General features: G+C 74.8%; 19 protein-coding genes. 10 read left to right on the top strand and 9 right to left on the bottom strand.

Features of this window, described 5'->3' with window-relative positions:
- Nucleotides 1–34: 34 nt before the first annotated feature.
- From pgm to SPI96_RS02125, 3 genes are all read right to left on the bottom strand, one after another.
- On the bottom strand, nucleotides 35–1,741 hold the full coding sequence (gene pgm / locus SPI96_RS02135; protein ID WP_321080722.1) for a phosphoglucomutase (alpha-D-glucose-1,6-bisphosphate-dependent): 1,707 nt from the start codon (nucleotides 1,739–1,741) through the stop codon (nucleotides 35–37).
- Between the two features lie 104 nt (nucleotides 1,742–1,845).
- A complete protein-coding gene (katG, locus tag SPI96_RS02130) occupies nucleotides 1,846–4,092 on the bottom strand; it encodes a catalase/peroxidase HPI (RefSeq protein ID WP_414601891.1) in 2,247 nt (748 codons plus the stop codon).
- Between the two features lie 58 nt (nucleotides 4,093–4,150).
- Complete coding sequence (locus SPI96_RS02125; RefSeq protein WP_321080721.1) at nucleotides 4,151–4,591, bottom strand: Fur family transcriptional regulator; 441 nt, start codon at nucleotides 4,589–4,591, stop codon at nucleotides 4,151–4,153.
- A 231-nt stretch (nucleotides 4,592–4,822) separates the two neighbouring features.
- Between SPI96_RS02125 and SPI96_RS02120 the strand changes: the two genes are divergently transcribed.
- The 3 genes from SPI96_RS02120 to SPI96_RS02110 all read left to right on the top strand — a co-directional run bounded on the left by SPI96_RS02120 (nucleotide 4,823) and on the right by SPI96_RS02110 (nucleotide 8,733).
- Nucleotides 4,823–5,929: an acyl-CoA hydrolase gene (locus SPI96_RS02120; protein WP_321080720.1), complete on the top strand. Its 1,107-nt coding sequence runs from the start codon at nucleotides 4,823–4,825 to the stop codon at nucleotides 5,927–5,929.
- The gene (locus SPI96_RS02115) at nucleotides 5,923–8,103 is read left to right on the top strand and encodes a class I SAM-dependent methyltransferase (RefSeq protein WP_321080719.1); all 2,181 of its coding nucleotides are present in this window, start codon (nucleotides 5,923–5,925) and stop codon (nucleotides 8,101–8,103) included. Before SPI96_RS02120 ends, SPI96_RS02115 begins: the two co-directional genes overlap by 7 nt.
- Before the next feature lie 81 nt (nucleotides 8,104–8,184).
- Nucleotides 8,185–8,733 (top strand): DUF4190 domain-containing protein, encoded by a 549-nt coding sequence (locus tag SPI96_RS02110; protein WP_321080718.1) that lies wholly within the window; start codon nucleotides 8,185–8,187, stop codon nucleotides 8,731–8,733.
- 66 nt (nucleotides 8,734–8,799) lie between these two features.
- Here the strand turns inward: SPI96_RS02110 and SPI96_RS02105 are convergent, their stop codons facing one another.
- On the bottom strand, nucleotides 8,800–10,251 hold the full coding sequence (locus tag SPI96_RS02105) for an amidase (RefSeq protein ID WP_321080717.1): 1,452 nt from the start codon (nucleotides 10,249–10,251) through the stop codon (nucleotides 8,800–8,802).
- A gap of 110 nt (nucleotides 10,252–10,361) precedes the next feature.
- Complete coding sequence (locus SPI96_RS02100) at nucleotides 10,362–10,715, bottom strand: hypothetical protein (protein ID WP_321080716.1); 354 nt, start codon at nucleotides 10,713–10,715, stop codon at nucleotides 10,362–10,364.
- A 144-nt stretch (nucleotides 10,716–10,859) separates the two neighbouring features.
- Here SPI96_RS02100 and SPI96_RS02095 point away from each other — a divergent pair, with 144 nt between their 5' ends.
- Complete coding sequence (locus SPI96_RS02095) at nucleotides 10,860–11,189, top strand: rhodanese-like domain-containing protein (protein WP_321080715.1); 330 nt, start codon at nucleotides 10,860–10,862, stop codon at nucleotides 11,187–11,189.
- The gene (gene pheA / locus SPI96_RS02090; protein WP_321080714.1) at nucleotides 11,186–12,250 is read left to right on the top strand and encodes a prephenate dehydratase; all 1,065 of its coding nucleotides are present in this window, start codon (nucleotides 11,186–11,188) and stop codon (nucleotides 12,248–12,250) included. Before SPI96_RS02095 ends, pheA begins: the two co-directional genes overlap by 4 nt.
- A gap of 129 nt (nucleotides 12,251–12,379) precedes the next feature.
- Here pheA and SPI96_RS02085 read toward each other — a convergent pair whose 3' ends face one another.
- On the bottom strand, nucleotides 12,380–13,612 hold the full coding sequence (locus SPI96_RS02085; RefSeq protein WP_321080713.1) for a diacylglycerol kinase family protein: 1,233 nt from the start codon (nucleotides 13,610–13,612) through the stop codon (nucleotides 12,380–12,382).
- A 103-nt stretch (nucleotides 13,613–13,715) separates the two neighbouring features.
- Between SPI96_RS02085 and serS the strand changes: the two genes are divergently transcribed.
- Nucleotides 13,716–15,014 (top strand): serine--tRNA ligase, encoded by a 1,299-nt coding sequence (serS, locus tag SPI96_RS02080; protein WP_321080712.1) that lies wholly within the window; start codon nucleotides 13,716–13,718, stop codon nucleotides 15,012–15,014.
- 89 nt (nucleotides 15,015–15,103) lie between these two features.
- Here the strand turns inward: serS and SPI96_RS02075 are convergent, their stop codons facing one another.
- Complete coding sequence (locus SPI96_RS02075; RefSeq protein WP_321080711.1) at nucleotides 15,104–15,916, bottom strand: alpha/beta hydrolase; 813 nt, start codon at nucleotides 15,914–15,916, stop codon at nucleotides 15,104–15,106.
- A 132-nt stretch (nucleotides 15,917–16,048) separates the two neighbouring features.
- On the opposite strand from SPI96_RS02075, the gene SPI96_RS02070 reads away from it, so the two are divergent.
- From SPI96_RS02070 to SPI96_RS02060, 3 genes are all read left to right on the top strand, one after another.
- A complete protein-coding gene (locus tag SPI96_RS02070; RefSeq protein ID WP_321080710.1) occupies nucleotides 16,049–18,562 on the top strand; it encodes a DUF2156 domain-containing protein in 2,514 nt (837 codons plus the stop codon).
- Between the two features lies 1 nt (nucleotide 18,563).
- Nucleotides 18,564–19,895, top strand: a complete 1,332-nt coding sequence (locus tag SPI96_RS02065) for an alpha/beta hydrolase-fold protein (protein ID WP_321080709.1) — start codon at nucleotides 18,564–18,566, stop codon at nucleotides 19,893–19,895.
- A 151-nt stretch (nucleotides 19,896–20,046) separates the two neighbouring features.
- The gene (locus tag SPI96_RS02060; RefSeq protein ID WP_321080708.1) at nucleotides 20,047–20,838 is read left to right on the top strand and encodes an HAD family hydrolase; all 792 of its coding nucleotides are present in this window, start codon (nucleotides 20,047–20,049) and stop codon (nucleotides 20,836–20,838) included.
- A gap of 185 nt (nucleotides 20,839–21,023) precedes the next feature.
- Here the strand turns inward: SPI96_RS02060 and SPI96_RS02055 are convergent, their stop codons facing one another.
- Nucleotides 21,024–21,662 carry a hypothetical protein gene (locus tag SPI96_RS02055; protein ID WP_321080707.1) on the bottom strand — a complete coding sequence of 213 codons (639 nt, stop codon included), beginning with the start codon at nucleotides 21,660–21,662 and terminating at the stop codon, nucleotides 21,024–21,026.
- Nucleotides 21,663–21,864: 202 nt separating this feature from the next.
- Nucleotides 21,865–22,452: an inorganic diphosphatase gene (locus tag SPI96_RS02050; protein ID WP_321080706.1), complete on the bottom strand. Its 588-nt coding sequence runs from the start codon at nucleotides 22,450–22,452 to the stop codon at nucleotides 21,865–21,867.
- Nucleotides 22,453–22,566: 114 nt separating this feature from the next.
- Here SPI96_RS02050 and dacB point away from each other — a divergent pair, with 114 nt between their 5' ends.
- The gene (gene dacB / locus SPI96_RS02045) at nucleotides 22,567–24,063 is read left to right on the top strand and encodes a D-alanyl-D-alanine carboxypeptidase/D-alanyl-D-alanine-endopeptidase (RefSeq protein ID WP_321080705.1); all 1,497 of its coding nucleotides are present in this window, start codon (nucleotides 22,567–22,569) and stop codon (nucleotides 24,061–24,063) included.
- Nucleotides 24,064–24,086 lie beyond the last annotated feature (23 nt).

Here is a 24,086-nt window from a genome sequence, read left to right as displayed (position 1 = left end):
CCGGTGAGGGGCCGTCGTCGTGCTGTGGGACCGGTCAGCCGATCACCGTGTCTACCAGGGCCTGGGCCTCGGCCTGCACCTGCCGCAGATGCTCGGGGCCGCGGAAGGACTCCGCGTAGATCTTGTACACGTCCTCCGTGCCGGAGGGGCGGGCCGCGAACCACGCGTTCTGCGTGACCACCTTGAGCCCGCCGATCGGCGCCGCGTTGCCGGGAGCGTTGGTGAGCACGTCCAGGATCGTCTCCCCAGCCAGCTCGGTGGCGGCGACGTCGTCCGGGGAGAGCTCCTTCAGGCGCGCCTTCTGCTCGGCGGTGGCGGGGGCGTCGATGCGCGCGTAGGCGGGGTCGCCGTGCAGCGCCACGAGGTCCCGGTAGCGCTGCGAGGGGGACTGCCCGGTGACGGCCTGGATCTCCGCGGCCAGCAGGCACAGCAGCAGCCCGTCCTTGTCCGTGGTCCAGGGGCGCCCGTCCAGGGTCACGAAGGACGCGCCCGCGGACTCCTCCCCGCCGAACACGCCCGAGCCGGTCAGCAGGCCCGGCACGAACCACTTGAAGCCCACCGGCACCTCCAGTACCTCCCGGCCGAGGTCCGCAGCCACCCGGTCGATCATGGAGGAGCTCACGAGGGTCTTGCCCACGCCTGCCCGGGCGGGCCAGCGGTCCCGGTGACGGTACAGGTAGTCGATGGCCACCGCGAGGAAGTGGTTGGGGTTCATCAGCCCGCCGTCCGGGGTGACGATCCCGTGGCGGTCCGCGTCGGCGTCGTTGCCGGTGGCGATGTCGAACGGCGCCTGCCCGTGCTCGTCCGGGGCCATGCGCGTGATCAGCGAGGCCATCGCGTGCGGGCTCGAGCAGTCCATGCGGATCTTCCCGTCCCAGTCGAGGGTCATGAACCCGAACTGCGGGTCCACCTCGGGGTTCACCACGGTCAGGTCGAGGCCGTGGCGCTGGGCGATCTCACCCCAGTACGCCACGGACGCACCACCCATGGGGTCCGCGCCGATCCGCACCCCGGCCTCGCGGATCGCCTCCAGGTCCACCACACGCGGCAGGTCGGAGACGTACCGGTCCAGGAAGTCGAAGGTGCCCAGGCGGGGGTGGGCGGCGACGTCGTCCGCGGCCACCCGGCGCACACCCTCCAGGCCAGCAGCGAGCAGCGCGTTGGCGCGGTCGGCGATCCAGGAGGTCGCGTCCGTGTCTGCGGGGCCGCCGTGGGGCGGGTTGTACTTGAAGCCGCCGTCGGCGGGCGGGTTGTGGGAGGGGGTGATCACGAGGCCGTCGGCCAGGCCGGTGTTGTCCCCGTCTGCCGCGAAGCCCGACGGCGTCAGGTCGCGTCCGGCGTTCAGGTGCAGGATCGCGTGGGAGACGGCGGGGGTGGGGGTGTAGCCGTCGCGGGAGTCCACGAGTGTGGGGACGTCGTTGCCCAGCAGCACCTGCACGGCGGTGTCCTGGGCGGGGCCGGAGAGGGCGTGGGTGTCCTTGCCGACGAGGATGGGCCCGGTGATGCCGTGCGCCGCCCGGTATTCGACGACCGCCTGCGTGATGGCGGCGATGTGGTCGTCGTTGAAGGAGGTGGCGAACGCGGAGCCGCGGTGGCCGGAGGTGCCGAAGGCGACCTTCTGCGCGGGGTCTGACGGGTCCGGGTGACCCTCGTGGTAGGCGGCGAGCAGCGCCTCGACGTCGATCAGGTCCTCGGGCAGGGCGGGGGTGCCGGCACGGTCGGCCGCGGAAGAGGTGCTCATACGCGCCACTGTAGGCCCGCAGCCCCCGCGAACCAGAGAGTACGGCTGCTTCGAGGGGGAAGAAACAGCCGTACTCTCTGGTTCGCGGGGATGGGAAGGGAAGCTCAGAGGCCCCGGCCGGCGCGCTCGACGTCGTAGCGGTCGGCGTCCATGACCTTCACCCAGGCCGCCACGAAGTCCTTGACGAACTTCTCCTTGGCATCGTCGCCGGCATAGACCTCGGCCACGGTGCGCAGCTCGGAGTTCGCGCCGAACACGAGGTCGTTGCGGGTGCCGGTGAGCTCACGCCCGTCGGCGGTGACGCCCCGGTACCGGCCTTCGGCCACCTTCTCCCACCGGGTGTCGATGTCCGTGACGGCCTGGAGGAAGTCCGTGGAGAGCACCCCCACGTTCTCCGTCCACACGCCGTCCGTGGAGCCGCCGTGCACTGCCCCGAGCACGCGCAGGCCGGCCACGAGCACGGTCATCTCCGGGGCGGACAGGCCCAGCAGGTTGGCGCGGTCCACGAGGGCGAACTCCGCGGGGAAGCGCTTGTCCGTACGCGGGTCCCAGTTGCGGAAGCCGTCCCCCGTGGGCTCGAGGTAGCCGAAGGAGTGCACGTCGGTCTGCTCCTGGGTGGCGTCGCCGCGGCCCGGGGTGAAGGGCACCTGCACGGGCACACCGCCGTCGGCTGCGGCCTTCTCCACGGCCCAGTTGCCGGCGAGCACCAGGGTGTCGGCGAAGGACACGCCGGTCTCCTCGGCGATCTGCTCGAGGGTGTCGATCACCGGGCCGGTGACGGCCGGCTCGTTGACCTCCCAGGAGCGCTGCGGCTCGAGGCGGATGCGGCCGCCGTTGGCGCCGCCTCGGAAGTCGGAGTGGCGGAACGTGGAGGCCGCCGCCCAGGCGGTCTTCACGACGTCGGTCACGGACAGGCCGGCCGCGGCCACCTTGTCCTTCACAGCCTGGGCCTCGGCGGGGCCGGGCACGGAGGCCGGTGCCGGGATCGGGTCCATCCAGAGGAGCTCCTCGGTGGGGACCTCGGGGCCGTAGTGGCGGGAGATCGGGCCCATGTCGCGGTGGGTCAGCTTGAACCAGGCACGGGAGTAGGCGTCCTGGAACGCGGCGAAGTCGTCCTTGAAGCGCTTGGAGATCTCCCCGAACTCGGGGTCGAAGCGCAGGGCGAGGTCCGAGGTGAGCATGCGGGGCTCGCGGCGCCCGCTGAAGTCGGCCTCGGGCACCATGTCCGAGCCGCCGCCGTTCACGGGGCGCCACTGCTTGGCGCCGGCGGGGGACTCCATGAGCTCCCACTCGTACGCGTAGAGGATGTGGAAGAACTCGTTGTCCCAGCGGGTGGGGTGGTAGGTCCAGGTGACCTCGAGGCCGGAGGTGATGGCGTCGATGCCCTTGCCGGACTTGTAGCCGGACTTCCAGCCCAGGCCCATCTGCTCGATGTCCGCACCCTCGGGCTCGGGGCCGATGTTGCCCTCCACGGGGCCGGCGCCGTGGGTCTTGCCGAAGGTGTGGCCGCCGCCGATCAGCGCGACGGTCTCCTCGTGGTCCATGCCCATGCGGTGGAAGGTCTCCTTGATGTCCACCGCGGACTTCAGCGGGTCCGGCTCGCCCTCGGGGCCCTCGGGGTTCACGTAGATCAGGCCCATCTCGACGGCGGCCAGCGGGTTGTCGAGGTCGCGCTCGCCCTTGTAGCGCTGGTCGCCGCCGTTGGTCCACTCGGTCTCGGGGCCCCAGTAGACGTCGTCCTCGGGCTCGTAGGCGTCGATGCGGCCGCCGGAGAACGCGAAGGTGGGCATGCCCATGATCTCGTGGGCGACGTTGCCGGCCAGGACGATCAGGTCGGCCCAGGACAGCGACTGGCCGTACTTCTTCTTGACCGGCCACAGCAGGCGGCGGGCCTTGTCCAGGGAGGCGTTGTCCGGCCAGGAGTTCAGTGGGGCGAAGCGCTGCTGGCCGGTGCCGGCGCCGCCGCGGCCGTCGGCGGAGCGGTAGGTGCCGGCCGCGTGCCAGGCCATGCGGATCATGAACGGGCCGTAGTTGCCGAAGTCGGCCGGCCACCAGTCCTTCGAGGTGGTGAGTACTTCGGCGATGGACTGCTTGACCTCGTCGAGGTCGAGGGCGGAGAACGCTGCCGGGTAGTCGAAGTCCGGGTCGTGGGGGTTGATGACCGGCTGCTCCTTGGCCAGGATCTTCAGGTTCAGGCGGTCCGGCCACCACTGCTGGTTGGCGTCGCCCGAGGTGGGGTGGGGCAGGCGGTCGTGGGCCACGGGGCAGCGGCTCTGGCCGGCGTCGTCGCTCATCTCACCGACGGTGGTGCTCTCCTGGCCGTGGGGGAGGTTCTTGTTCTCGGGGCTCATCACGGTGTCCTTTCGGGACGGGGTGCGGGGGTCTGTGGTGCGGGGGTCGGAGTCGGGGTCAGGGTGGCCCAGCGCGGCAGGCGGGGCAGCGGCCCCAGTAGTAGACCTCGGCCTCGTCGACGGTGAAGCCGTGGTCTTCGGGGATGTCCAGGCAGGGGGCGTGGCCGGCCTGGCAGGGCACGTCCACGAGGGTGCCGCAGCTGCGGCAGACCAGGTGGTGGTGGTTGTCGTGCAGGGCGATCTCGTATCGGGTGGTGGAGCCGGCCGGCTGCAGGGACCGGACCAGGCCGGCGCCGGTGAGGGCCCGCAGGCAGTCGTAGACGGCCTGGTGGGAGACGGTGGGCAGCTCGGTGCGGGCCGCCGCGAGCACTGTGCCGGCGTCCGCGTGGGGGTGGGCGCGCAGGGCGCTGAGCACGGCCAGTCGGGGGGCGGTGACGCGCAGGCCGGCACCGCGCATCAGTGCGCGGTCGTCCAGGACCTCCCGTGTGCGAGTGCTCATGCCCACATCGCACCAGCCGTGTTTGGAACTTGTCAAGAAAAGGCGGCTCCGGGGACCCCGGCAGGAGAACGGCCCGCCCCTCCCCGCCCGTGCCCGCCCGCGCCTGGCCTGTTCCGCCGGAACCGGCCGCTGGCTAGGGTGTCGCTGTCCTGTGGCGGCCCGTGCGTCGTCCGTGGCCCGCCGCCTCCACCGCCGGTGCGTGCCGCCCACCCCGACCCGAAGAGGTGCCCGATGCCCCGCCCCGCCGACCAGCCCGTGCAGCCCGTCCGCCTGGGCCCGGGCAGGCCGGAGCCCACCGCGGCCGAGCGGGCGCTCGTGGCCGCCGCAGCCACCCCCGGGGACCTCACCGCCGTGGCCGCCCTCCTGGACGACGCCGGCACCGGCCTGGACCTGCCCCTCACCGGGGGCGGACGTACCCGGGAGCAGTGGGAGCTGCTGGCCACCGTGGCGGCCGTGGACCTCTCCGCGGCGCGCACCGTCGAACCGCACCTGGACGCGCTGTCCATCCTGGACCAGGCCGGGGTGCCCGCCCCTGCGGGCCTGCTGGGGGTCTACGCCTCGGAGTCCGGGGGCCGCACCCCCGCGCTCCGCCCCGGCGAGGGGTCAGAGCTCGTCCTGGACGGGGAGAAGCCCTGGTGCTCGCTGGCGGACCTGTGCGCCCACGCGGTGGTCACGGGCCGGCAGGACGACGGCACCCGCCAGGCCGTGCTCGTGGACCTGCGCCACCCGGGGGTGACGGTCTCGGACGCCGCCTGGCCCGCACTCGGCCTGGCCCCGGTGACCACGGTGGGACTGAGGTTCGAGGCGGTGCCCGGCGTCGCCGTCGGCGGGCCGGAGTGGTACCTGCGCCGGCCCGGTTTCGCGTGGGGCGGGATCGGTGTGGCCGCCGTGTGGTTCGGGGGTGCGGTGCATGTGGCGCGCACGCTGCGCACCTCCCTGGAGCGCCGTGCGGACGCCGCATCGCAGGGGCGCGGCCCGGGGCCGGACCAGGCCGCTCAGGCCGCACTCGGCCGGGTGGATCGGCTCCTGCACATGATGGCCGGGCTGCTGGCCCGTGCCGCCGAGGACGTCGACGCCGGCCGCCTGGACCACGATCTCGGCCTCGTGGAGGCGGACCGGGTCCGCGGCACCGTGGAGCGGGCGTGCACCGAGGTGCTGGACGTCGTCGGGCGGGCGACCGGCCCGGGCCCACTGGCCCAGGACGCCGCGCACGCCCGCGCGGTGGCGGACCTGCAGGTGTACCTGCGCCAGCACCACGGCGACCGCGACGACGCCCGCCTCGGCGCCGCCCTGCTGGAGGCCGACCCGGCTGTGCGCGCGGGGCTGCAGCCGTGGTGACCCCCGGCGCCGACCCCGGCGTGGAGCCCGCCCCCTCCTTCACCCACCTCGACGACGGCACCGATGAGACCGTGTGGCAGGCCGCCGGCGTCGGGTCCCTGCCCGCCCTGGCCGAACGCGCCTGGACGCCGCAGGACCTGCTGGTGGTCGCCGTCGCCCACCCGGACGACGAGTCCCTGGCCGCGCCCGTGCTCATCCGCTCCGCGCTGCGGGGCGGGGCCGCCGTCGTGGTGGTGGCGGCCACCGCGGGGGAGGCCTCCCACCCGGACTCGCCCACCCACACCCCGGCCGACCTCGTGCGGCTGCGCCGGGCCGAGATGGACCACGCGATGGCCGCCCTCGGCGCCGGACTGCCCGGCACCCTCACCTGGCGGGGGCTCGGCCTGCCCGACGGCGGCCTGGGCGAGCGGCCCGAGCAGGTGCGCGCCGGACTGGCCGAGGTCCTGTCGGATCTGGCCCCCGGGGTGGGTGGCGCCGTCGTGCTCGCCTCCCACGACCCGGACGACGGCCACGGCGACCACGACGCGGTGGGCTCCGCCGCGGCCGACCTGGCCGGGGAGCACGACCTCGAGCTGTTCGCGTTCCCCCTGTGGTTCTGGCACTGGGGGACCCCCGCCGAGCTGCCCGCCCGCCGGTACCGGCGCCTGCCCCTGGGCCCCGGGGACGACGCCGCCCGCCGGGCCGCGCTCGCGGCCCACGTCTCCCAGGTGGCGCCGCTGTCCCCCGCCCCCGGGGACGAGGCGATCCTGCCGGAGCGGATGGTCGAGCACTTCCGGCGCGGGTTCGAGGTGCTGCGCCGCACCGGCCCGGACGATGCCGACGCCTCCCGCGCCGCCGCCGTCTTCGACCGGCTCTACCAGGCCCACGAGGACCCGTGGCGCTACCGGACCAGCCCCTACGAGGCCCGCAAGCGGGCGCTCACCCTGGCGGTGCTGCCCCGGGATCGCTACGGGACCGTGGTCGAGGCCGGCGCCTCGATCGGCGAGCTCACCGCGCGGCTGGCCGAGCGGGCCGAGCGGGTGGTGGGGCTCGAGGCCTCGCCGGTGGCCGTGGAGCGCGCCGCCGGCCGCCTGGCCGAGACGCCCCACGCCGAGGTGCATCGGGCCGTGCTGCCGCGGCAGTGGCCCGCCGGGCTGCAGGACGTGGACCTCGTGGTGGCCTCGGAGATCGGCTACTTCCTGCAGCCCGAGGAGCTCGACGGCCTCGTCGACGCCGCCACGGCCTCCCTGCGCCCCGGTGGCGAGCTGCTGCTGTGCCACTGGCGCCAGCCGATCTCCGGCTGGCCCCTGGACGGCGACGACGTCCACGACCGGGTGCGTGCCGACCCTCGCTGGCGGGTGCTCTCCGAGCACGTCGAGGCGGATGTGCGCCTGACGGTGCTGGCCCGGGCCGCGGCCGCCACCCACGCCGTGGCGATCGTGCCCGCCCGGGACGAGGCCGGCCCCCTGCCCGGCTGCCTGGCCGGGCTCTCCGCCGCCCTCGACCGGTGGGAGGCGCATCACGCCCAGGGCACCGCCGCCGCGGCCGTGGCGGTCCCCGCCAACGACCTCCCCACCCTCGACCGCGCCCGCACCGCCCACCGTGCGGACCCGCGGATCCACGTGCTCGCGCTCGAGTCCGGCCCCGGCGGGGTCGGCCGGGCCCGGGCCGCGGCCGCCCGGCACGCCCGCGAGCTGTTCCCCGCCGTGCCCGCCGAGGCCCTGTGGCTGGCCTCCACCGACGCGGACAGCCGGGTGGAGCCCGACTGGCTCGTGGGCCAGGCCGTGCTCGCGAGCACGGTCCGCCCGGACGGGCAGGCGCTGGTCCTGGGCACGGTGGACCTGCCGGGGGACGCCGACCCGGACCTGGCAGCCCGCTGGCGGGCCGCGTACCGGCACGCGGAGGACCACCCCCATGTGCACGGGGCGAACCTCGGGCTGCCGTGGGCGCTGTACGAGCGGGCCGGCGGCTTCGCGGAGGTCGCCGAGCACGAGGACGTGGGGCTCGCCGCCGCCGTCCGGGCGCTCGCCGAGGAGGACGGCTCCGCCGCCGTCGCCCCCGGTGTCCGCCTGCTGGCCACCGACCGGGTGCGGGTGACCACCTCCTCCCGGCTCGTCGGCCGCACCCCCGGCGGCTTCGCCGGCTACCTGCGGGAGCTGGCCGGCGGGGGAGGGGAGGGCCTGCGCTCCGCCTGACGGGGCGGGGCCGACGCCTAGACTCGGGACAGCAGCGTCATCGCACCGAGCGAGCTCCGCCCGCCCAGGAGAGGAACACCCATGTCCCACGCCCCCGAATCGGACTCCCAGGACCCCCGCACCCCCTCCGCGGGCAGCTGGCCGGGCCGTCCCACCCCCGGGGAGCCCGAGGCCTCCGCGACGTCCTGGTACTCCGACACCGCGCCCGCCTACGACGACCCCGCCCAGCGGCCGTCCTACGAGGCCCCCGCCGGGCAGGTCTCCGGGCACGGCTCGGCGGCGGGTCTCGGGCACGACCCCTACGGACAGGACCCCTACGCCCCCTACCCGGCCGCGGGGTACGGTGCCGCCGCGCCCGCCGAGGAGTCCGGCACGGGCCTGTCCATCGCCTCCATGGTGCTCGGCATCCTGTCCGTGATCGGCGGCTTCTCGCTGGTCGTGCTGCCGATCGTGGGTGTGGTCCTGGGCCACATGGGTCTCAAGAGGGAGCCCCGCGGTCGCGGCTTCGCGATCGCGGGCCTCGTGACGAACTACGTCGCCCTGCTGCTCCTCGTGCTGGCTATCGGGCTCATCGTCCTCCTGGCGCTGATCGGCATGGCGTCGAGCGAGCCCTACGGCACCTACTCCTGACCGGTCCCGGCCCCTCCGACGGCGCCCTCCCCCTGTGCGGGGAGCGGCGCCGTCGTCGTGCCGGGGTCAGGCGGCCAGCAGCAGCTCGAGGTCCGTGGCCAGCCCGAGCAGCGGCCCCTCCGTGCCCGGGCGCCCCACGAGCTGCACGGACCAGCTCAGCCCCGCCTCGTCGCGCAGCAGGGGCACCGTGACCGCCGGCAGCCCCATCACGTTCACCATGGACGTGTACGGGGTGAACGCGCACTGCGCCGCGTAGTTGACCTCCGGCTCCATCGCCAGGAAGTGCCCCACCGGCGGGGGCGGGGTCGCCAGCACGGGGGTGAGCACCACGTCCTGCTCGGCGAACTGGGCGCGCACCGCGCGCGCCCACCCCTCCAGACGCTCGACGGCGGCGGCCCGCTCCTGCGGGCCCGTCGCCCGGGCCGAGGCGAGGAAGGACGTCGCCACAGACCCCAGATGCCGCTCGGCACCCTCCGGCAGGGGCCGATCCAGCAGGCCCGAGGTCCACACCGTGCGGAAGTCCCGGTGGTAGTCCTCCCCATACCAGGGCGAGAACGAGTCCACCGCATGCCCGGCGGCCTCGAGCAGCGCGCCCGCCCGGGTCAGCGCCGCCAGTGCGGGCCGGGCCAAGGCGATCTCGACCGCCGGACTGAACGGGGACGCCGTCGTGAGCCCGATCCGCAGGGAGGTGGGCCGTTCCCCGGCCTCGCGGCGGGCGCGCACCCGCCGTACGTCCTCCACCAGGCGGCCCGGCAGCCCCTCCGGGGAGGTCATGGTCTCCAGCAGGAGGGCCGCGTCCTCGGCCGTGTGCGCGATCGGCCCGGAGACCACCAGGGTGCGCACCGAGTCCACCGAGCGGTCCGTGGGGACCGTGCCCCGGCCCGGCTTCAGCGAGAGCAGCCCGCACGCCGCCGCGGGGATCCGCAGGGAGCCGCCGCCGTCGGAGCCGGGGGAGAAGGGCAGCACGCCCGCCGCCACCGCCGCAGCGCCACCGCCGGTGGAGCCTCCCGCGGTGCGGGTCGGGTCCAGGGGGGTGCGGGCCGGGGCCGAGACCCGGTTCTCGGAGTACGAGTCCAGGCCGAACTCCGGGACCGTGGTCTTGCCCAGCACCACCGTTCCGGCATGGCGCAGGCGCGCCACCAGCGGGTCGTCCTGCGCTGCCGGGCCCGCCGCGGAGAACGCGGCCGAGCCGTACCGGGTGGGCATCCCCGCCACGTCCACGAGGTCCTTCCACGCCACCGGCATCCCATGCAGGGAGGCCGGCTCCGCACCGGTGGCCCGGGCGTCGTCCAGGGCGGCGGCCTGGGCCAGTGCCGCGTCCGGGTCCAGGTGGACGAACGCGCCGAGGTCCTGCTTGGCGTGGGCGGCGTCCAGGGCGGCCTGCGTGACCTCCCGGGCGGAGAGCTCCCCGGAGGCCAACGCGCCGTGGAGGGACACGGCGGAGCGGTCCAGCAGCCGGTCCGGTCCGGGCATGGGGGAGGAGGTGGAGGCGGCGGTGCCGTCGAGGTGCTCAGCCATGCGGATCAGGGTAGAGGGTGTGCGCGGGTCGCAGGGAGAACACGGCTGAGGACCGCTTCGGAAGTGGGACGGTCCCCAGTCAGTGGATGGTGGGGTCAAGCGGTCGAGACCTACTCGTTCGTCGCGCGAGGAGTGGTCCGCGAGGACCACATGACGTAGCCGACGGCGTACAGGACGGCTCCGAGAACGATGACGGCGGAGGCCCAGGGGCTGGGCCACGCCAGTAGGAGGCCGAGTCCGAGGAAGAACAGGACGGTCTTGACCACGAACGCTGCGCCGAGACGGGCCGAGCGTTGGATGCCCCATGCGAACAGGGCGAGGGCGACGACCCCTGCGACGGCGACGTACCACCACGGATTCTCACCGAGGGCGTCTCGGCGGAGGGAATCGACCGCCAGGATGCCGCCGGCGGAGGCAAGGAGCTCCGGGACGGGAATGATGCCAGTTCGGTTGTGAGAGAACATGGGAGTCCTTTCATGTGTCTTGAGTCCGAGCGGGTCCTGGGTGAGGGATGACGTCGCGGGGTTCTCCTTGGAGTTTGTCTGCCGCTGAGCCGGGAGCACAACAAGAGGTATGGGGTGTCAGGGCGGCCGACTACCCTGGGCCCCATGAGCCTCTTCGAGACCGTCTCCGTCGACCAGGTCCCCGCCGACGCCCACATCCTGGATGTGCGCGAGGACGACGAGTTCGTCCTCGGCCGTGCCGCCGGCGCCCAGCACATCCCCCTGGGCCAGGTGCCCGAGCGCTACGAGGACGAGCTGGACCCGGACACCGACTACTACGTGATCTGCCGCACCGGCGGCCGCTCCGCGCGCGCCGCCGAGTTCCTCGTCGCCCGCGGCTACTCCGCGATCAACGTGGCCGGCGGCTCCGGGGCCTGGCTCGAGGCCGGCAAGCCCATGGAGGCCGACGGCGGCGCCGAGCCCACCGTCAAGTGACCGCCCCGCAACAGCCCGCCACCGAGCCCGGGACCAAGCCCGAGAGCGGGACCGGGACCGGCCCCGCGGCGCACCCCGGCCGGCCCCGGTACGCCTTCCTCGGCCCGGCCGGCACGTTCACCGAGGCCGCGCTGCGCAGGATCACCGGCCCCGAGCCTGTCGAGGCCGTGCCCGTCGGGTCGGTGCTGGCCGCGCTCGCGGCGGTCCGCGGCGGGCAGGCGGAGTTCGCTGTGGTCCCCATGGAGAACTCGGTGGAGGGCGGCGTGAGCGCCACCCTGGATGAGATCTCCGTGGACGAGGGCCTGCAGATCCTCGCCGAGGCGCTCGTGCCCATCAGCTTCGTGCTCGTGGGGCGGCCCGGCGTCGGGCTCGACCAGGTGCGCCGGGTCACCACACACACCCACGCGTGGGCGCAGGTGCGCGGCTGGATGGAGGCCCACCTGCCGCAGGCGGAGTTCACCCCCGCCGGCTCCACCGCCGCGGGCGCCCGCGCCCTGATCGCCGGCAGCGACCGCCCCGACACCCCGCGGGAGCAGGCCTCCGGCACGGCGACGGCGGCCGGCGTCGTTCCCGCGTTCGACGCCGCCGTGTGCGCCCCGCTCGTGGCCGAGCAGACCGGGCTGCCGGTGCTGGCCGAGCGCATCGAGGACGTGACCGGGGCGGTGACGCGGTTCGTGCTGGTCGGCCCGGCCGGGCCGCTGCCGGTGCCCACCGGTGTGGACCGGACCACCCTGACCGTGCCGCTGCCGGAGGACCACCCCGGCGCCCTGCGGGAGATCCTCGACCAGTTCGCCACCCGGGGGATCAACCTGTCCCGGATCGAGTCCCGGCCCACGGGGGAGGGCATGGGTCGGTACTTCTTCTCGATCGACCTCGAGGGGCATCTGGCCGAGGAGCGGGTGGGGGCGGCGCTGGCCGCATTGCACCGGAGCTTCCCGGGGGTGCGGTTCCTGGGGTCGTATCCGCGGGCGGAGCGGCAGCCGGTGGCGGTGCCGGAGCACACCACGGACGAGGCCTACCGGGCCGGTCGGGAGTGGGTCCGCGCGCTGCGCTCGCGCTGAGCTCCCGTTTCGTGCACCGGAGTGCGTGGGGGATCTCCCGTTTCGTGCACCGGAGCGCTCGGGGCATCTCCTGTTTCGTCAACGGAAGTGGTCTGGAAGGCTCCCGTTTCGTCAACGGGGGTGCTGGGGTCAGCGGAGGGAGGCGCCGTCCTCGTCGCGGATCATCATGGTCAGCGAGTTCGGGCGCACCTGGGCCTCCAGGGCGGTGATGCGGCCGGTGGCGTCGCCGTCGAGCTGGGAGAGCATCGGATCGACCAGGCGCACCTGCACCCGGCGAGCCTGACGGGTCTGCAGGGAGTCCAGGTCCCGGCGGTGCCGGGTCAGGGTCTTCACCGCGATGCGCGCCCAGTCCATCGTGTTCCTCGGGGAGAGGATCAGCACGTCCAGCAGGCCGTCGTCCAGCTTCGCCTCCGGCAGCAGCTCCATCCCTGCGGTGAGCATGCCGCAGTTGGCCACCAGCAGCGAACGCATCGAGTGCGTCTCGAACGGGCCGCCGTCGAAGGACACCTCGATCCGGTGCCGCCGGCCGCCCAGGTGGCGCAGGCCCGCCTCGGAGTAGGCCAGCCAGCCGGCCTTGTCCTTGAGCTCGTCCTTGGTGTCCCCCATGATCTCCGCGTCGTAGCCGGTGCCGCCCATCACGGTGAACGTCTGGCGGGTGCGCTGGCCGTCCTCACCGGTGAGCTGCACCTCCACGGTGTCGATCTGCCGCCGGTGGCCCGTCAGGGCGATCCACGCACACTCCTCGACGTCATGGATGGGCAGATCCAGGTTGCGGGCCAGCAGGTTGCCGGTGCCCAGCGGGACCACACCCAGGGCCACATCCGTGCCGGTCAGCTGCTCGGCCACGGTGCGCACCGTGCCGTCCCCGCCGGCGGCGACGACGGTCCTCACCCCCGCCTCGACGGCCTGCCGGGCCATCGCCGAGCCGGGGTCCTCCGCAGTGGTCTCCAACACGAGCACGGGCCCGAGGCCCTCCTCGATGGCCAGCGCCTGGAACATCAGGCGCAGCTGCCGCGTGCCGGACTTGGTGGGGTTGACCACCAGGGCCACCTGGGGGCCCTGCCCGGGTACCGCACCCGGGGCTGCGGCACCGGGCCGCGCCTGCTCCGGGGCCTCGGCCTGCGCCTGGACCCGCTCCTGGAGGGCACGCAGGGTCTGCCCGGCCTGAGCCTCCATCGTCTCGAGCCGCTGCTGGGTCTGGGCATGCAGCCGGCGCAGCTCCTGCAACTGCTCCTCCCGCTCCTGCGCATGCCGGCGGAGCGTCCGCTCCACGAACCGGCCCAGCAGCACCGAGGCCACCCCCAGGACCAGCAGGACCGCGAGGGCGATCACCAACGGGGAGTTCCACCACGGCTCAGACATGCGGCAAGTCTAGGGGTGGGCGCCCGGCACCGGGCAGGGACGGGGAGCCGGCCGCCGTCGTCGTCCTGACCCCGGGGAGCGGGGCGGGCGATAGGCTGGCGGGGTGATCGACGTCAAGGACCTCATCGAGCAGCCCGAGAAGTACCGCGCCTCCCAGCAGGCCCGCGGAGCCGACGTGTCCCTGGTGGACCGCATCGTGGAGGCGGACGCGTCCCGCCGCGCATCGATCGCCCGCTTCGAGGAGCTGCGCGCGGAGCAGAAGGCCTTCGGCAAGCGCGTGGCCCAGGCCTCGGGTGAGCAGAAGCAGGCCCTGCTGGCCGAGGTGAAGGAGCTCGCCGCGCAGGTCAAGGCCGCCGAAGCGGCGGCGAACGAGGCCGAGGAGGCCCTCCTGCGCGAGCAGCGCGCCTTCCCCAACCTGATCATCGAGGGCATCCCCGCCGGCGGCGAGGACGACTTCGTGGTGGTCCGCCAGGTCGGCACCCCGCGCGACTTCGCCGCGGAGGGCTTCGAGCCCCGCGACCACCTGGAGCTGGGCGAGCTGATCGGCGGGATCGACATGGAGCGCGGCGCGAAGGTCTCCGGCGCCCGGTTCTCCTTCCTCAAGGGCGTGGGCGCCCGCCTCGAGCTGGCGATCATGCAGATGGGCCTGGACCTGGCCCTGGAGAACGGGTTCGTCCCGGTCATCCCGCCCACGCTCGTGCGCCCGGAGACCATGCAGGGCACCGGGTTCGACGTCCAGCACGACGACGAGATCTACCGCCTCGAGCGCGACGACCTCTACCTCGTGGGCACCTCCGAGGTGGCCCTGGCCGGCTACCACGCGGACGAGATCCTCGACGTGGACGTCCCCGTGCGCTACGCCGGCTGGTCCACGTGCTACCGCCGCGAGGCCGGCTCCGCGGGCAAGGACACCCGCGGGATCATCCGGGTGCACCAGTTCAACAAGCTGGAGATGTTCGTCTACTGCTCCCAGGAGCAGGCGGAGGCCGAGCACGCCCGCCTGCTGGAGTGGGAGGAGACCATGCTCCAGGCCATCGAGGTGCCCTACCGGGTGATCGACATCGCCGCCGGCGACCTCGGCCTGTCCGCGGCGCGGAAGTTCGACTGCGAGGCGTGGGTCCCCACGCAGGGCACCTACCGCGAGCTGACCTCCACCTCGAACTGCACCACGTTCCAGTCCCGCCGCCTGAACATCCGCGAGCGCGTGGCGAAGGAGGACGGGTCCGGCTCGAACGCCAAGAAGGGCGGCACCCGCATGGTCGCCACCCTCAACGGCACCCTGGCCACCACGCGCTGGATCGTCGCGATCCTGGAGAACCACCAGAACGCGGACGGCTCCATCACGGTGCCGGCGGCCCTGCGCCCGTACCTGGGTGGTCTGGAACGCTTCGAGCTGGCCTGACCGTTTCGAACAGACCTGACCGTTTCGAGCCGGCCTGACCACTTCGAAGAGACCTGAGCCGCCGACACCGGCCCGGCCAGCTCAGCTGCTCAGCTGAGGAAGGCGAGCGCCTCCGGGCCGCTCACCAGCAGCGCCCCGGCGTGGTCGCCCTCCTGGGAGTCCACGAGGTAGGCGCCCAGGGCCGAGGCCAGGCGCCGACTGTGCCGGTGGGCCACGGTGCGGTCCCGGCGTCCGTGCCACAGCCGCACGGGCACTCCCTGGTCGACGGCGGCGCGCGCCCGGGGCACCAGCGCGCCCCAGTCCTCGTTGATCACCAGTTCGTCGCGGATCGGCCCGGCCGGGCCGTGCCGGAACCCCTCCCGCCAGGAGTCGGCGAGCACGGCGGCGGCCGAGGGCGCCAGCGGTGTGCGTTCGGGGACCTCCAGGCGGGTGCGGGCCCGCCGCATCCGGTACTGGGCGAGCGCCGCCGTCGGCCCCCAGTCCCGGGCCCGGGCGGCCAGGGACACCACCGGCATGTATACGTGGGGCATGAGCCGGTTGGCCCAGGGCACGCGGGGCAGCAGGCCGGCGGGGGCCAGCAGGCCCACGGAGCGCACCCGCTCGGGTGCGTGGGCGAGCACGGCGACGGCGTAGGGGCCGCCCCCGGACCATGCGAGCACCCCCACCCGCTCCACGCCGAGCCCGTCCAGCAGCTGCGTGAACGTGGCGGGCCAGTCCTGCAGGCGGCGACCGGGCACGTGCGGGCTGCGCCCCATGCCGGGCCGGTCGGGCACGATCAGCCGCACCCCGGCGGTGCGGGCGGCCGCATCCAGGGCGCCGCCCTCCAAGCGGGAGCCGGGGGTGCCGTGGAAGTGGACGACGGGCACCCCGGCGGGGTCGCCGTACTCGGCGTGGTGGAGCATGCCCGCATGCTACGTCCGGCGGAGGGACGCGGGGAGGAATCAGACCAGGGTGGGACGCCGGCGCCCAGGCGGGAGTCCTACCCTGGGGTGTCCTCGGCGCAGGTGCGCCGTCCGCACCGCCCAGGAGAGGTCATGGGATCGACCGCCGCACCCCCACCCCGCCCCGAGGGAGCCCCCGTCGAGCACGCCGCCGCCGGCCCGCTGCACCGCGTGGGGCGGTGGTTCCGGGGTGCGCCGGCCACGGCGGTGCTGCTGGCCGTCGTCGCCCTCGGCCCGCTGCTGCCCGGGGTGGCCCCCGTGCGGCTGGGCAGCCTGCCGGGCACCTGGCCCACCCTGCTGACCTCCCTGCCCGCCAGCCCCGCCCCCTGGGCCTGGGCGGCGGCGGTGGCTTCACTCGCGCTGATCGGCCCACCGGTGGAGCGGGTCAGCGGGTCCGGGCGGTTCGTGCTGCGCATGGTGCTCGGCCACCTCGCCGCAGTGCTCTGCGTGCTCGCGATCACCGTGCTGGTGCGTGTGGCGGACCCGGCCTGGGGGCAGGTGCTCTCCCGTGACCCCGTGCACGGGCCCTGGGCGGGCCTGGCGGTGGCCGGGCTGCTGGCCATGCCCGCCTGGCCGGCCCTGTGGCGGAGGCGGCTGCTGACGTTCCTGGTGCCCGTCACCGCGGCCGCCGCCCTGTTCTCCGGGGCGCCCCTGGAGGCCACCGTGTGTGTGGCCGTCGCGATCGGCGGGCTGCTCTCACGCCGGGCCGCCCGGCGTGCCGGTGCGGCCCCGGCCCCGGTGGGCAGCCGCAGCGAGCGGCGGGTGCTGGTGGCCACGGCGGTGGCCGCCGTCGTGGTGGGCACGGTGCTCGCTCTGGGCTCACCCCACCTGGTGGGGCCTCTTGCGGCCACCCGCTGGATGTTCGCGCACACCGGGGTCACCGCCGACCAGGTGGCCCGGGCGTGTGAGGACGCTTCCCGGGTGCGCGAGTGCGCCCGGGGCACCTACGTGCTCACCGCCACCGGCCCCGGAGCGGTGCTGCTGGCCGCCATGCCGCTGGTGCTGCAGCTCGTGCTCGCGGACGGGCTGCGGCGGGGCCGGCGCGCCGCCCTGGTGGGCACCGTGGCACTGCAGGGGGTGCTCGCCGCCCTCGCCGTGGCGCATGTGGGCTCCGTGGCGTGGACGCTGACCCTCAGCCCGGTGGGCAGGTCCACCGATGCCGCCCTCCTGGCCCGCCTGGTGGCGCCCGTGCTCGTGCCGGTGGGGGTGATCGTGCTCGTGCTGGCCCACCGCCGCCTGTTCCGGGCCCGGGCCCCGCAGGGCGCCTTCCGCCTCCTGGCCGTGGCCGTGCCGGCGGCCGCTGCGGTGTCCGTGCTGGCCACCGTGGGCATCGGCCTGGCCGTGGCCGGCCAGTTCCGTCCCGCTGCGGATGCCGGCGCCCTCGCCGTGGACGGGCTCATCGCCCTGCTGCCCACCACCGCGCTCACCGTGTTCACCCCGCTGGCCTTGCCCGACGGGCCCGTGGCCCGTCTGCTCGTGGAGTGGCCGCCTCTGCTGCCCTGGCTCGTGGCCGCCGTGCTGCTGTGGCGCGGCCTGCGCCCGGTGGGTGCGGACACTGCGGACGACGACGGCCGGGCCGACGTCGTGCGCGAGCTCGCCCCCGCCTCCGCGACCATGGCCTGGATGGGCACCTGGGCGGGCAACCGGCTGTGGCGCTCGCCCACCCATCCGGGGGCGGTGTCCTACCGGGTGCACCAGGATGTGGCCCTGACCGTGGGCGACCCACTGTGCGCCGAGGCCGACCTGCCCGTGGTGCTGCGCCAGTTCGCCGAGCACTGTGTGGCCCACTGCCTCGTGCCCGCGCTCTACTCCGTGCACCCGCCGGCCGCGGTCGCCGCCGACGCCCAGGGCTGGACGAGTGTGCAGGTCGCCGAGGAGGCGGTGATCGCCCTGGGCGCCGTCACGTTCTCCGGCAAGCGATTCCAGGACCTGCGCACCGCGCAGAACCGGGCCGCGAAGGAGGGCGTGAGCGCCCGCTGGACCACCTGGGCCGAGGCCGGCCCGCACCTGCGCGAGCAGATCCGTGGGATCTCCGAGGCGTGGGTTGCGGAGAAGGAGCTGCCGGAGATGGGCTTCACCCTCGGCGGTCTCGCCGAGCTGGACTCCCCGGCCGTGCGCCTGCTCGTGGCCGAGGACGGCACCGGCCGCGTGCACGGGGTGACCTCCTGGCTGCCAGTGTTCGACGGCGGCACCCAGGTGGGCCTGACCCTGGACTTCATGCGCCGTGCCGACGGCGGCTTCCGGCCGGTCATGGAGTTCCTCCTGGCCCGCGCCGTGCTCGACGCCCAGGAGGAGGGGCTGCACCTGGTGTCCCTGTCCGGGGCGCCGCTGGCCCGCGCCAGGGAGCGCTCCGAACAGGACCCGGCCGGCGTGGTCGACCGCCTCCTGGACGCCCTCGGCGCCCGGCTGGAGCCCGTGTACGGCTTCCGCTCCCTGCACGCGTTCAAGGAGAAGTTCGGCCCCGACCACGTGCCGCTGCGCCTGTGCCTGCCGGACCCGGCCGACCTGCCCCGTGTGGGCGCCGCCCTGACCCGGGCCTACCTGCCGGAGATGGGGCTGGGTGACCTCGTGCGCGCCGGCCAGGAGCTGTGCAGGAAGGGCGACTGACATGGACCGCCTCCCCGCCTGGATCCTCGATACGCCCCTGCTGGAACCGTGGATGACACCCCTCTGCGTGGCCGCAGCGGTGCTCGTGGCCGCCGGCCTGTGGTGGTGGCGCACCCGCCGCCTGCCCCGGGCCGCCCAGGCGGGCCTGCTGCTCGTGCCGGCCGTGCTGGCCGTGGCGGGCTGGTGGTGGGTGAACCGGGTGTGGGCGCCCTTCGCCGACGGCGTGGCACCGGCGGTGTTCGCCTGGGCGGGCCTGGCACTGCTGGTGCTCGGCCAGGTCCTCGCCGGGCCCTGGCGCCCCCATCCCGGACGCTGGGGGCTGGCCGGAATCGGCGCGGCCGCCGTCACCGCGCTCACGGTGACCCTCGGGGTGAACGCCCACTACTGCACCTACGAGTCCCTGGCCGTGATGACCGGCGCCCACGTGCACTGGACCGACTGGGACACCGCCCGCGGCGAGGAGGCGCGCACGGTGGTGCCGGCGTCGTCGTGGACGCCCCCACCCGGGCTGCCCGAGCACGGGACCGTCTCCACCGTGCCCCTGCCCGCCTCGGACCCCTCGTTCTCCCCGCGCGACGCCGTCGTCTACCTGCCCCCGGCCTACCACGCGGACCCGCGCCCGGCCCTGCCGGTGCTCGTGCTCATGGCCGGCGTGCCCGGCACCCCCACGGACTGGGTGGGCCCCGGCCGCGCCGCCGAGACCCTCGACGCCTACGCCGCCGCCCACGGGGGACTGGCCCCGATCCTGGTGAGCGTGGACCCCCTGGGCGGGTCCCTGGTGAACCCGCTGTGCTCCGACGGACCCCACGGGGACGTGGCCGCCTACGTGGCCCGGGACGTGCCCGCCTGGGTGGAGCAGACCCTGCAGGTGGACCCGGACCGCCACCACTGGACGATCGGCGGGATCTCCAACGGCGCCACCTGCGCCCTGCAGACCGTGGCCCGCACTCCCGACGCCTACGGGAGCGTGCTCGTGCTCTCCGGCGAGCTGCACCCGGACTTGGGTGGCGAGGAGCGGACCATCTCCGAGGGCTTCGGCGGGGACCGTGCCGCGTACGAGGCCAACGACCCCCTCAGCCTGTTCGCCCAGGCCGAGCACGGCCGCGGGCCCGGGGCGCGCGGGGCCTACCGCTCCGTGCAGGGGATCGTGAGCGTCGGCCAGGGCGACCGCTACGTGGGCATGCCCGTGCCCCGCGAGCTGGCCGGCAGCGCCCGTCGGGCCGGACTCGACCTGCAGCTGCGCACCTACCCGGGCGGGCACTCCTGGCACGTGTGGTCCCGCGCGTTCGAGGACCAGCTGCCCTGGGCGGCGCAGCGGATGGGGCTGCGGTGAGCGAGGCGGGGCGCCGGAGGCGGGCCCGGGAGGTGGGCGGCCAGGAGGGGCCGGGGCACCGGGAGGGAGCCCGGCCCCGGACCCGTGCGTTCACCCACTCGTTCACCCGCGCGTCGTCTCGGTGTCCGGCCCGTGTGGTTGGGTGGAGGGCATGACGAAGAAGCTCGTGTGCCTGGATGTGGACGGAACGATCGTGGACCATGACGGCCACCTCCACGAGCCGGTACGGCAGGCCGTGCGGGCCGTCGTCGAGGCCGGGCACCATGTGGTGATCGCCACGGGGCGCTCGCGGGGGGCCACCCTGCCGGTGGCGCGCTCGCTGGGGATCAGCACCGGGTTCATGGTCTGCTCCAACGGCGGGGTCACCCTGCGCCTGGACCCGTCCCTGGAGAAGGGGTACGAGGTCACGGACCTGCGGACCTTCGAGCCGCGCTCGGTGCTGGCCCAGCTGCGGGACCGGCTGCCCGGGGCCAAGTACGCGCTCGAGCTGCCGGACGGCTCGTTCGTGTCCACCGAGCGGTTCCAGGACATGTCCTTCGGGGTGGCCGCCGAGGGTGTGACGTTCGAACAGCTCATGGGCACCACCGCTGTGCGCCTGGTGGTGTTCTCCACGGATGCCTCCGCCGAGGAGTTCGGCCGGGCGGTGGAGGGCATCGGCCTGTCCGGGGTGACCTACTCGGTGGGGTGGACGGCCTGGCTGGACGTCGCCGCCGCCGGCATCACCAAGGCCTCGGGGCTGGAGGCGCTGCGCACCGTGCTGCACGTGGACGTGGCCGACACCGTGGCGGTGGGAGACGGCCGCAACGACATCGAGATGCTCCAGTGGGCCGGGCGCGGCGTGGCCATGGGCCAGGCGGCCGACGAGGTCAGGGCCGCCGCGGACGAGGTGACCGGGCACGTGGACGACCACGGCCTCGCGGACGTCCTCCACTCCCTCCTCTGAGCTCCCGTTCGAGAAACGGGAGGTCCCCCGGGCACTTTCGTTCGAGAAACGGGAGCCTCTCGGAGCGCTCCGGTGTGTGCAACGGGAGGTTCCCAGGGTGCTCCCGTGTGTGAAACGGGAGCCAGGGGGCCCTCGTCGTCCCGGTCCCGGCCAGCCCCATCAAGTCAGCCGGCCCCGCCCACAGGTCAGCCCGCGGCCAGCCCCAGCAGACGAGCCGCCGCCGGCCGGCACGCGTGCTCCTCGTTCCAGAACGAGCGCTGCACCGCCTGCGAGACCGCCTGCACGCTGATCCCCAGCGCCTGCGCGGCCGGCCTCTGCTGACCCCGCACCCCGGGGACCAGCAGATCCAGCACCGCCCACTCGGCGTCCGTGCGCGTCCACACGAGCTGACCCACCAGCTTCAGCACCGCCTCCGCCTCCGCTGCGGCCTCCGCATCGCGCCCCCGCACAGCTAGGGGAATCCGCGCGGTGGACAGGGCCGCCGCCTCCACGGCCCGACGCGCCGCCGCCAGACCCGGCCCGGCGGCGTCGTGCACGCACCCGCCGGCCGGCGCACCCGGGGTGCCGTCCGCGTGGTTCACCATCCCGACGCCGACCCCCACGTTCCAGCGCCGCTCGCGCAGGGCGCGCAGGGCGACGTCCACGGCCACGGCCGGGTCCTCCACGGCACCGATCACCTCGTCGCCGAGCGAGCGCTGGAACGGCAGGGGGGCCGCGGCGAGGCCCGGAACGGCCGCCTCAGCCGTGCGCAGACGGCGCAGGAGGGCGTCCACGCGGTCGCCGGCGTCGGCGGTGTCCCGCTGGTTGATGGTGAGCACGAACATGGGGGCTCATTCTGCCAGGCGTGCCGGCGCGCACCCCCCGCACGCACGACGACGGCCGCACACCCGTGTAGGTGAGCGGCCGTCGTCGTGGGCTCAGCGGGGAGCCCCCCCCGTTTCTCGAACGAAAGTGCCCGGGGAACCTCCCGTTTCTCGAACGAAAGCGCCCGGGGAACCTCCTGTTTCTCGAACGGGAGCGCTGGGGTCAGCGGCCCTGGGGGACGTCGGTCTCGTCGCCCTGCTCGGTGGCCGGGGAGGCCTCCTCGGTCTGGACCTCACGGCCCTGGGGCTCGTCGGAGGGGGAGTGCTCGCCCTCGGCCTCGAAGCGCTCGATGGAGGCCTGCAGCTCCTTCTCGGCGGCCTCACGGCCCTCCCAGCCCTCGGCCTTGACCCACTTGCCCGGCTCGAGGTCCTTGTAGCGGGTGAAGAAGTGCTCGATCTCCTGCTTGAGGAACTCGTTGATGTCCTCCAGCTCGGTGATGTGGTCGAAGCGCTTGTCCGCGGCCACGCAGAGCAGCTTGGCGTCGCCGCCGCCGTCGTCGGTCATGTGGAACACGCCGATCGGGCGGGCCTCCACCACCACACCCGGGATCAGGTCCACGTCCGGGATCCACACGAGGGCGTCCAGCGGGTCGCCGTCCTCGCCGAGGGTGTTCTCGAAGTAGCCGTAGTGCGTGGGGTACTGCATGGAGGTGAACAGCACGCGGTCCAGGCGCAGGCGGCCGGTCTCGTGGTCGAACTCGTACTTCACGCGGGAGCCCGCGGGGATCTCGATGGTGACGTCGTGCGCCATGGCATCTCCTTGGTGGGGTCGGTGGGAGCGGGCGGCCCAGCCGCCCGGCGGTCGGGGCCAGCCTACCCACCGCGCGCCCGGCAGGCCCGGTCTGAGCCGTGGTAGAACCGGGGGATGACCCCCCGCCCCCGGGCCTCGCGCCTGACCGTCGTCACGGCCGTCCTCCTGGCCCTCGCCGTGGCTGTCCTCCTGGCGATGCTCGCCCGCGACTTCCTGGTGCCCGCCCTCGTGGCAGAGCGCCGGAGCCCCGCCCCGGCGGAGACCTCGTCCTCCACCCCCGTCACGACGACGGCGTCCCCCACCCCCGGCGGCCCGTCCGCCTCGTCCTCCCCGGCCTCGCCGAGCTCCTCGCCCACGCCGTCCGGGTCGGCCACGGCGGCCCCCGCTGAGGGGCCTGCGGCGGCACAGCTGCGGGCCGCCATCGTGCAGGCCCTGGCCGGGGCCCCGGGCACCGCCCATGTGAGTGTGCGGGACGCGGCCACGGGCCGCCCGCTGGTGGACGTGGCGGCGGACACCCCGGTGCCGCCGGCGTCCGCGCTGAAGGTGCTCACGGCGGCGGCCGTGCTGGAGACCCTCGGCCCGGAGCGCACGCTCGTGACCCGCACCGTGGTGCTGCCGGGGGTGGACGGCTCCGGGGCGGAGGTGGTGCTCGTGGGTGGGGGCGACTCCCTGCTGGGTGTTGGGGCCTCGGACCCCTCGGCGGTCTCCGGCCGGGCGGGTCTGGGCACCCTGGCGGCGCAGACGGTGGAGCACCTGGCCGCCGCGGGGGTCGAGGGGCCGGTGCGGGTGAGCGTGGACACCCGCCTGCTGCCGGGCACGGGCCGCAACCCGGCCTGGCCGGAGGACCTCTACACCGCCGGGTACATCGCCCCGGTGCATGCGCTGGCCACCTATGGGGCGCGCCCGGTGCGCGGCATCGCGGACGACCGCGTGGAGGACCCTGCCGCGTTCGCCGCTGCCGCCTTCCGTTCCGCTCTCGCCGACCGGGCCGAGGCCGCAGGGCTGACCGTGGCGGACGGGCCCGTGCTCACGACGGCGGCCCCCCGCCTGGTGGTGGGGGCCACCGCCTCCGCGGCGGAGGTCGAGTCCGCCCCGGTGGCCGAGCAGGTGCAGTTCCTGCTGGCGCACTCGGACAACCAGGTGGCCGAGACCCTCGCACGTGTGGCGGCGGTGGAGTCCGGGCGGGAGGCGGGCCCGGCCGGCGTCGCGGACCTGCTGGGGGCCACCGCCGAGACGCTCGGGGCGGACCGTGAGGATCTGGTGGCCGCGGACGCCTCCGGTCTGGCCCCGGCGGACCGGATGAGCGCCGCTGCCCTCACCCAGGTGCTGGCCGCGGCGGCCGAGCAGCCCCGTACGGCCGGGCTCGCCGCGTCCCTGCCGGCACCGGGCACGGACTCGACCCTCCGGGAGCGGCTCGTGGGCACTCCCGCGCAGGGGCGGGTGCGGGCGAAGACCGGCACGCTGATGGGCACGGTGTCCCTGACGGGCACGGTGCGCCCGGCCTCCGGCGGGGAACTGGTGTTCAGCGTGGTGCTCGACGGGATCGACGGGGAGGTGGCGGCGGCGCGGCGGTCCGCAGACCAGGTCGCCGCAGCCCTGGCCGGGCTGTGAACCGGCCCGAGGCGGAGCGGTTG

Source organism: Micrococcus sp. (assembly GCF_034179925.1).
Classification (GTDB): Bacteria; Actinomycetota; Actinomycetes; order Actinomycetales; family Micrococcaceae; genus Micrococcus.
The sequence above is the reverse complement of the archived record's forward strand: the minus strand, read 5'-3'. Positions and strand labels throughout refer to the sequence as shown.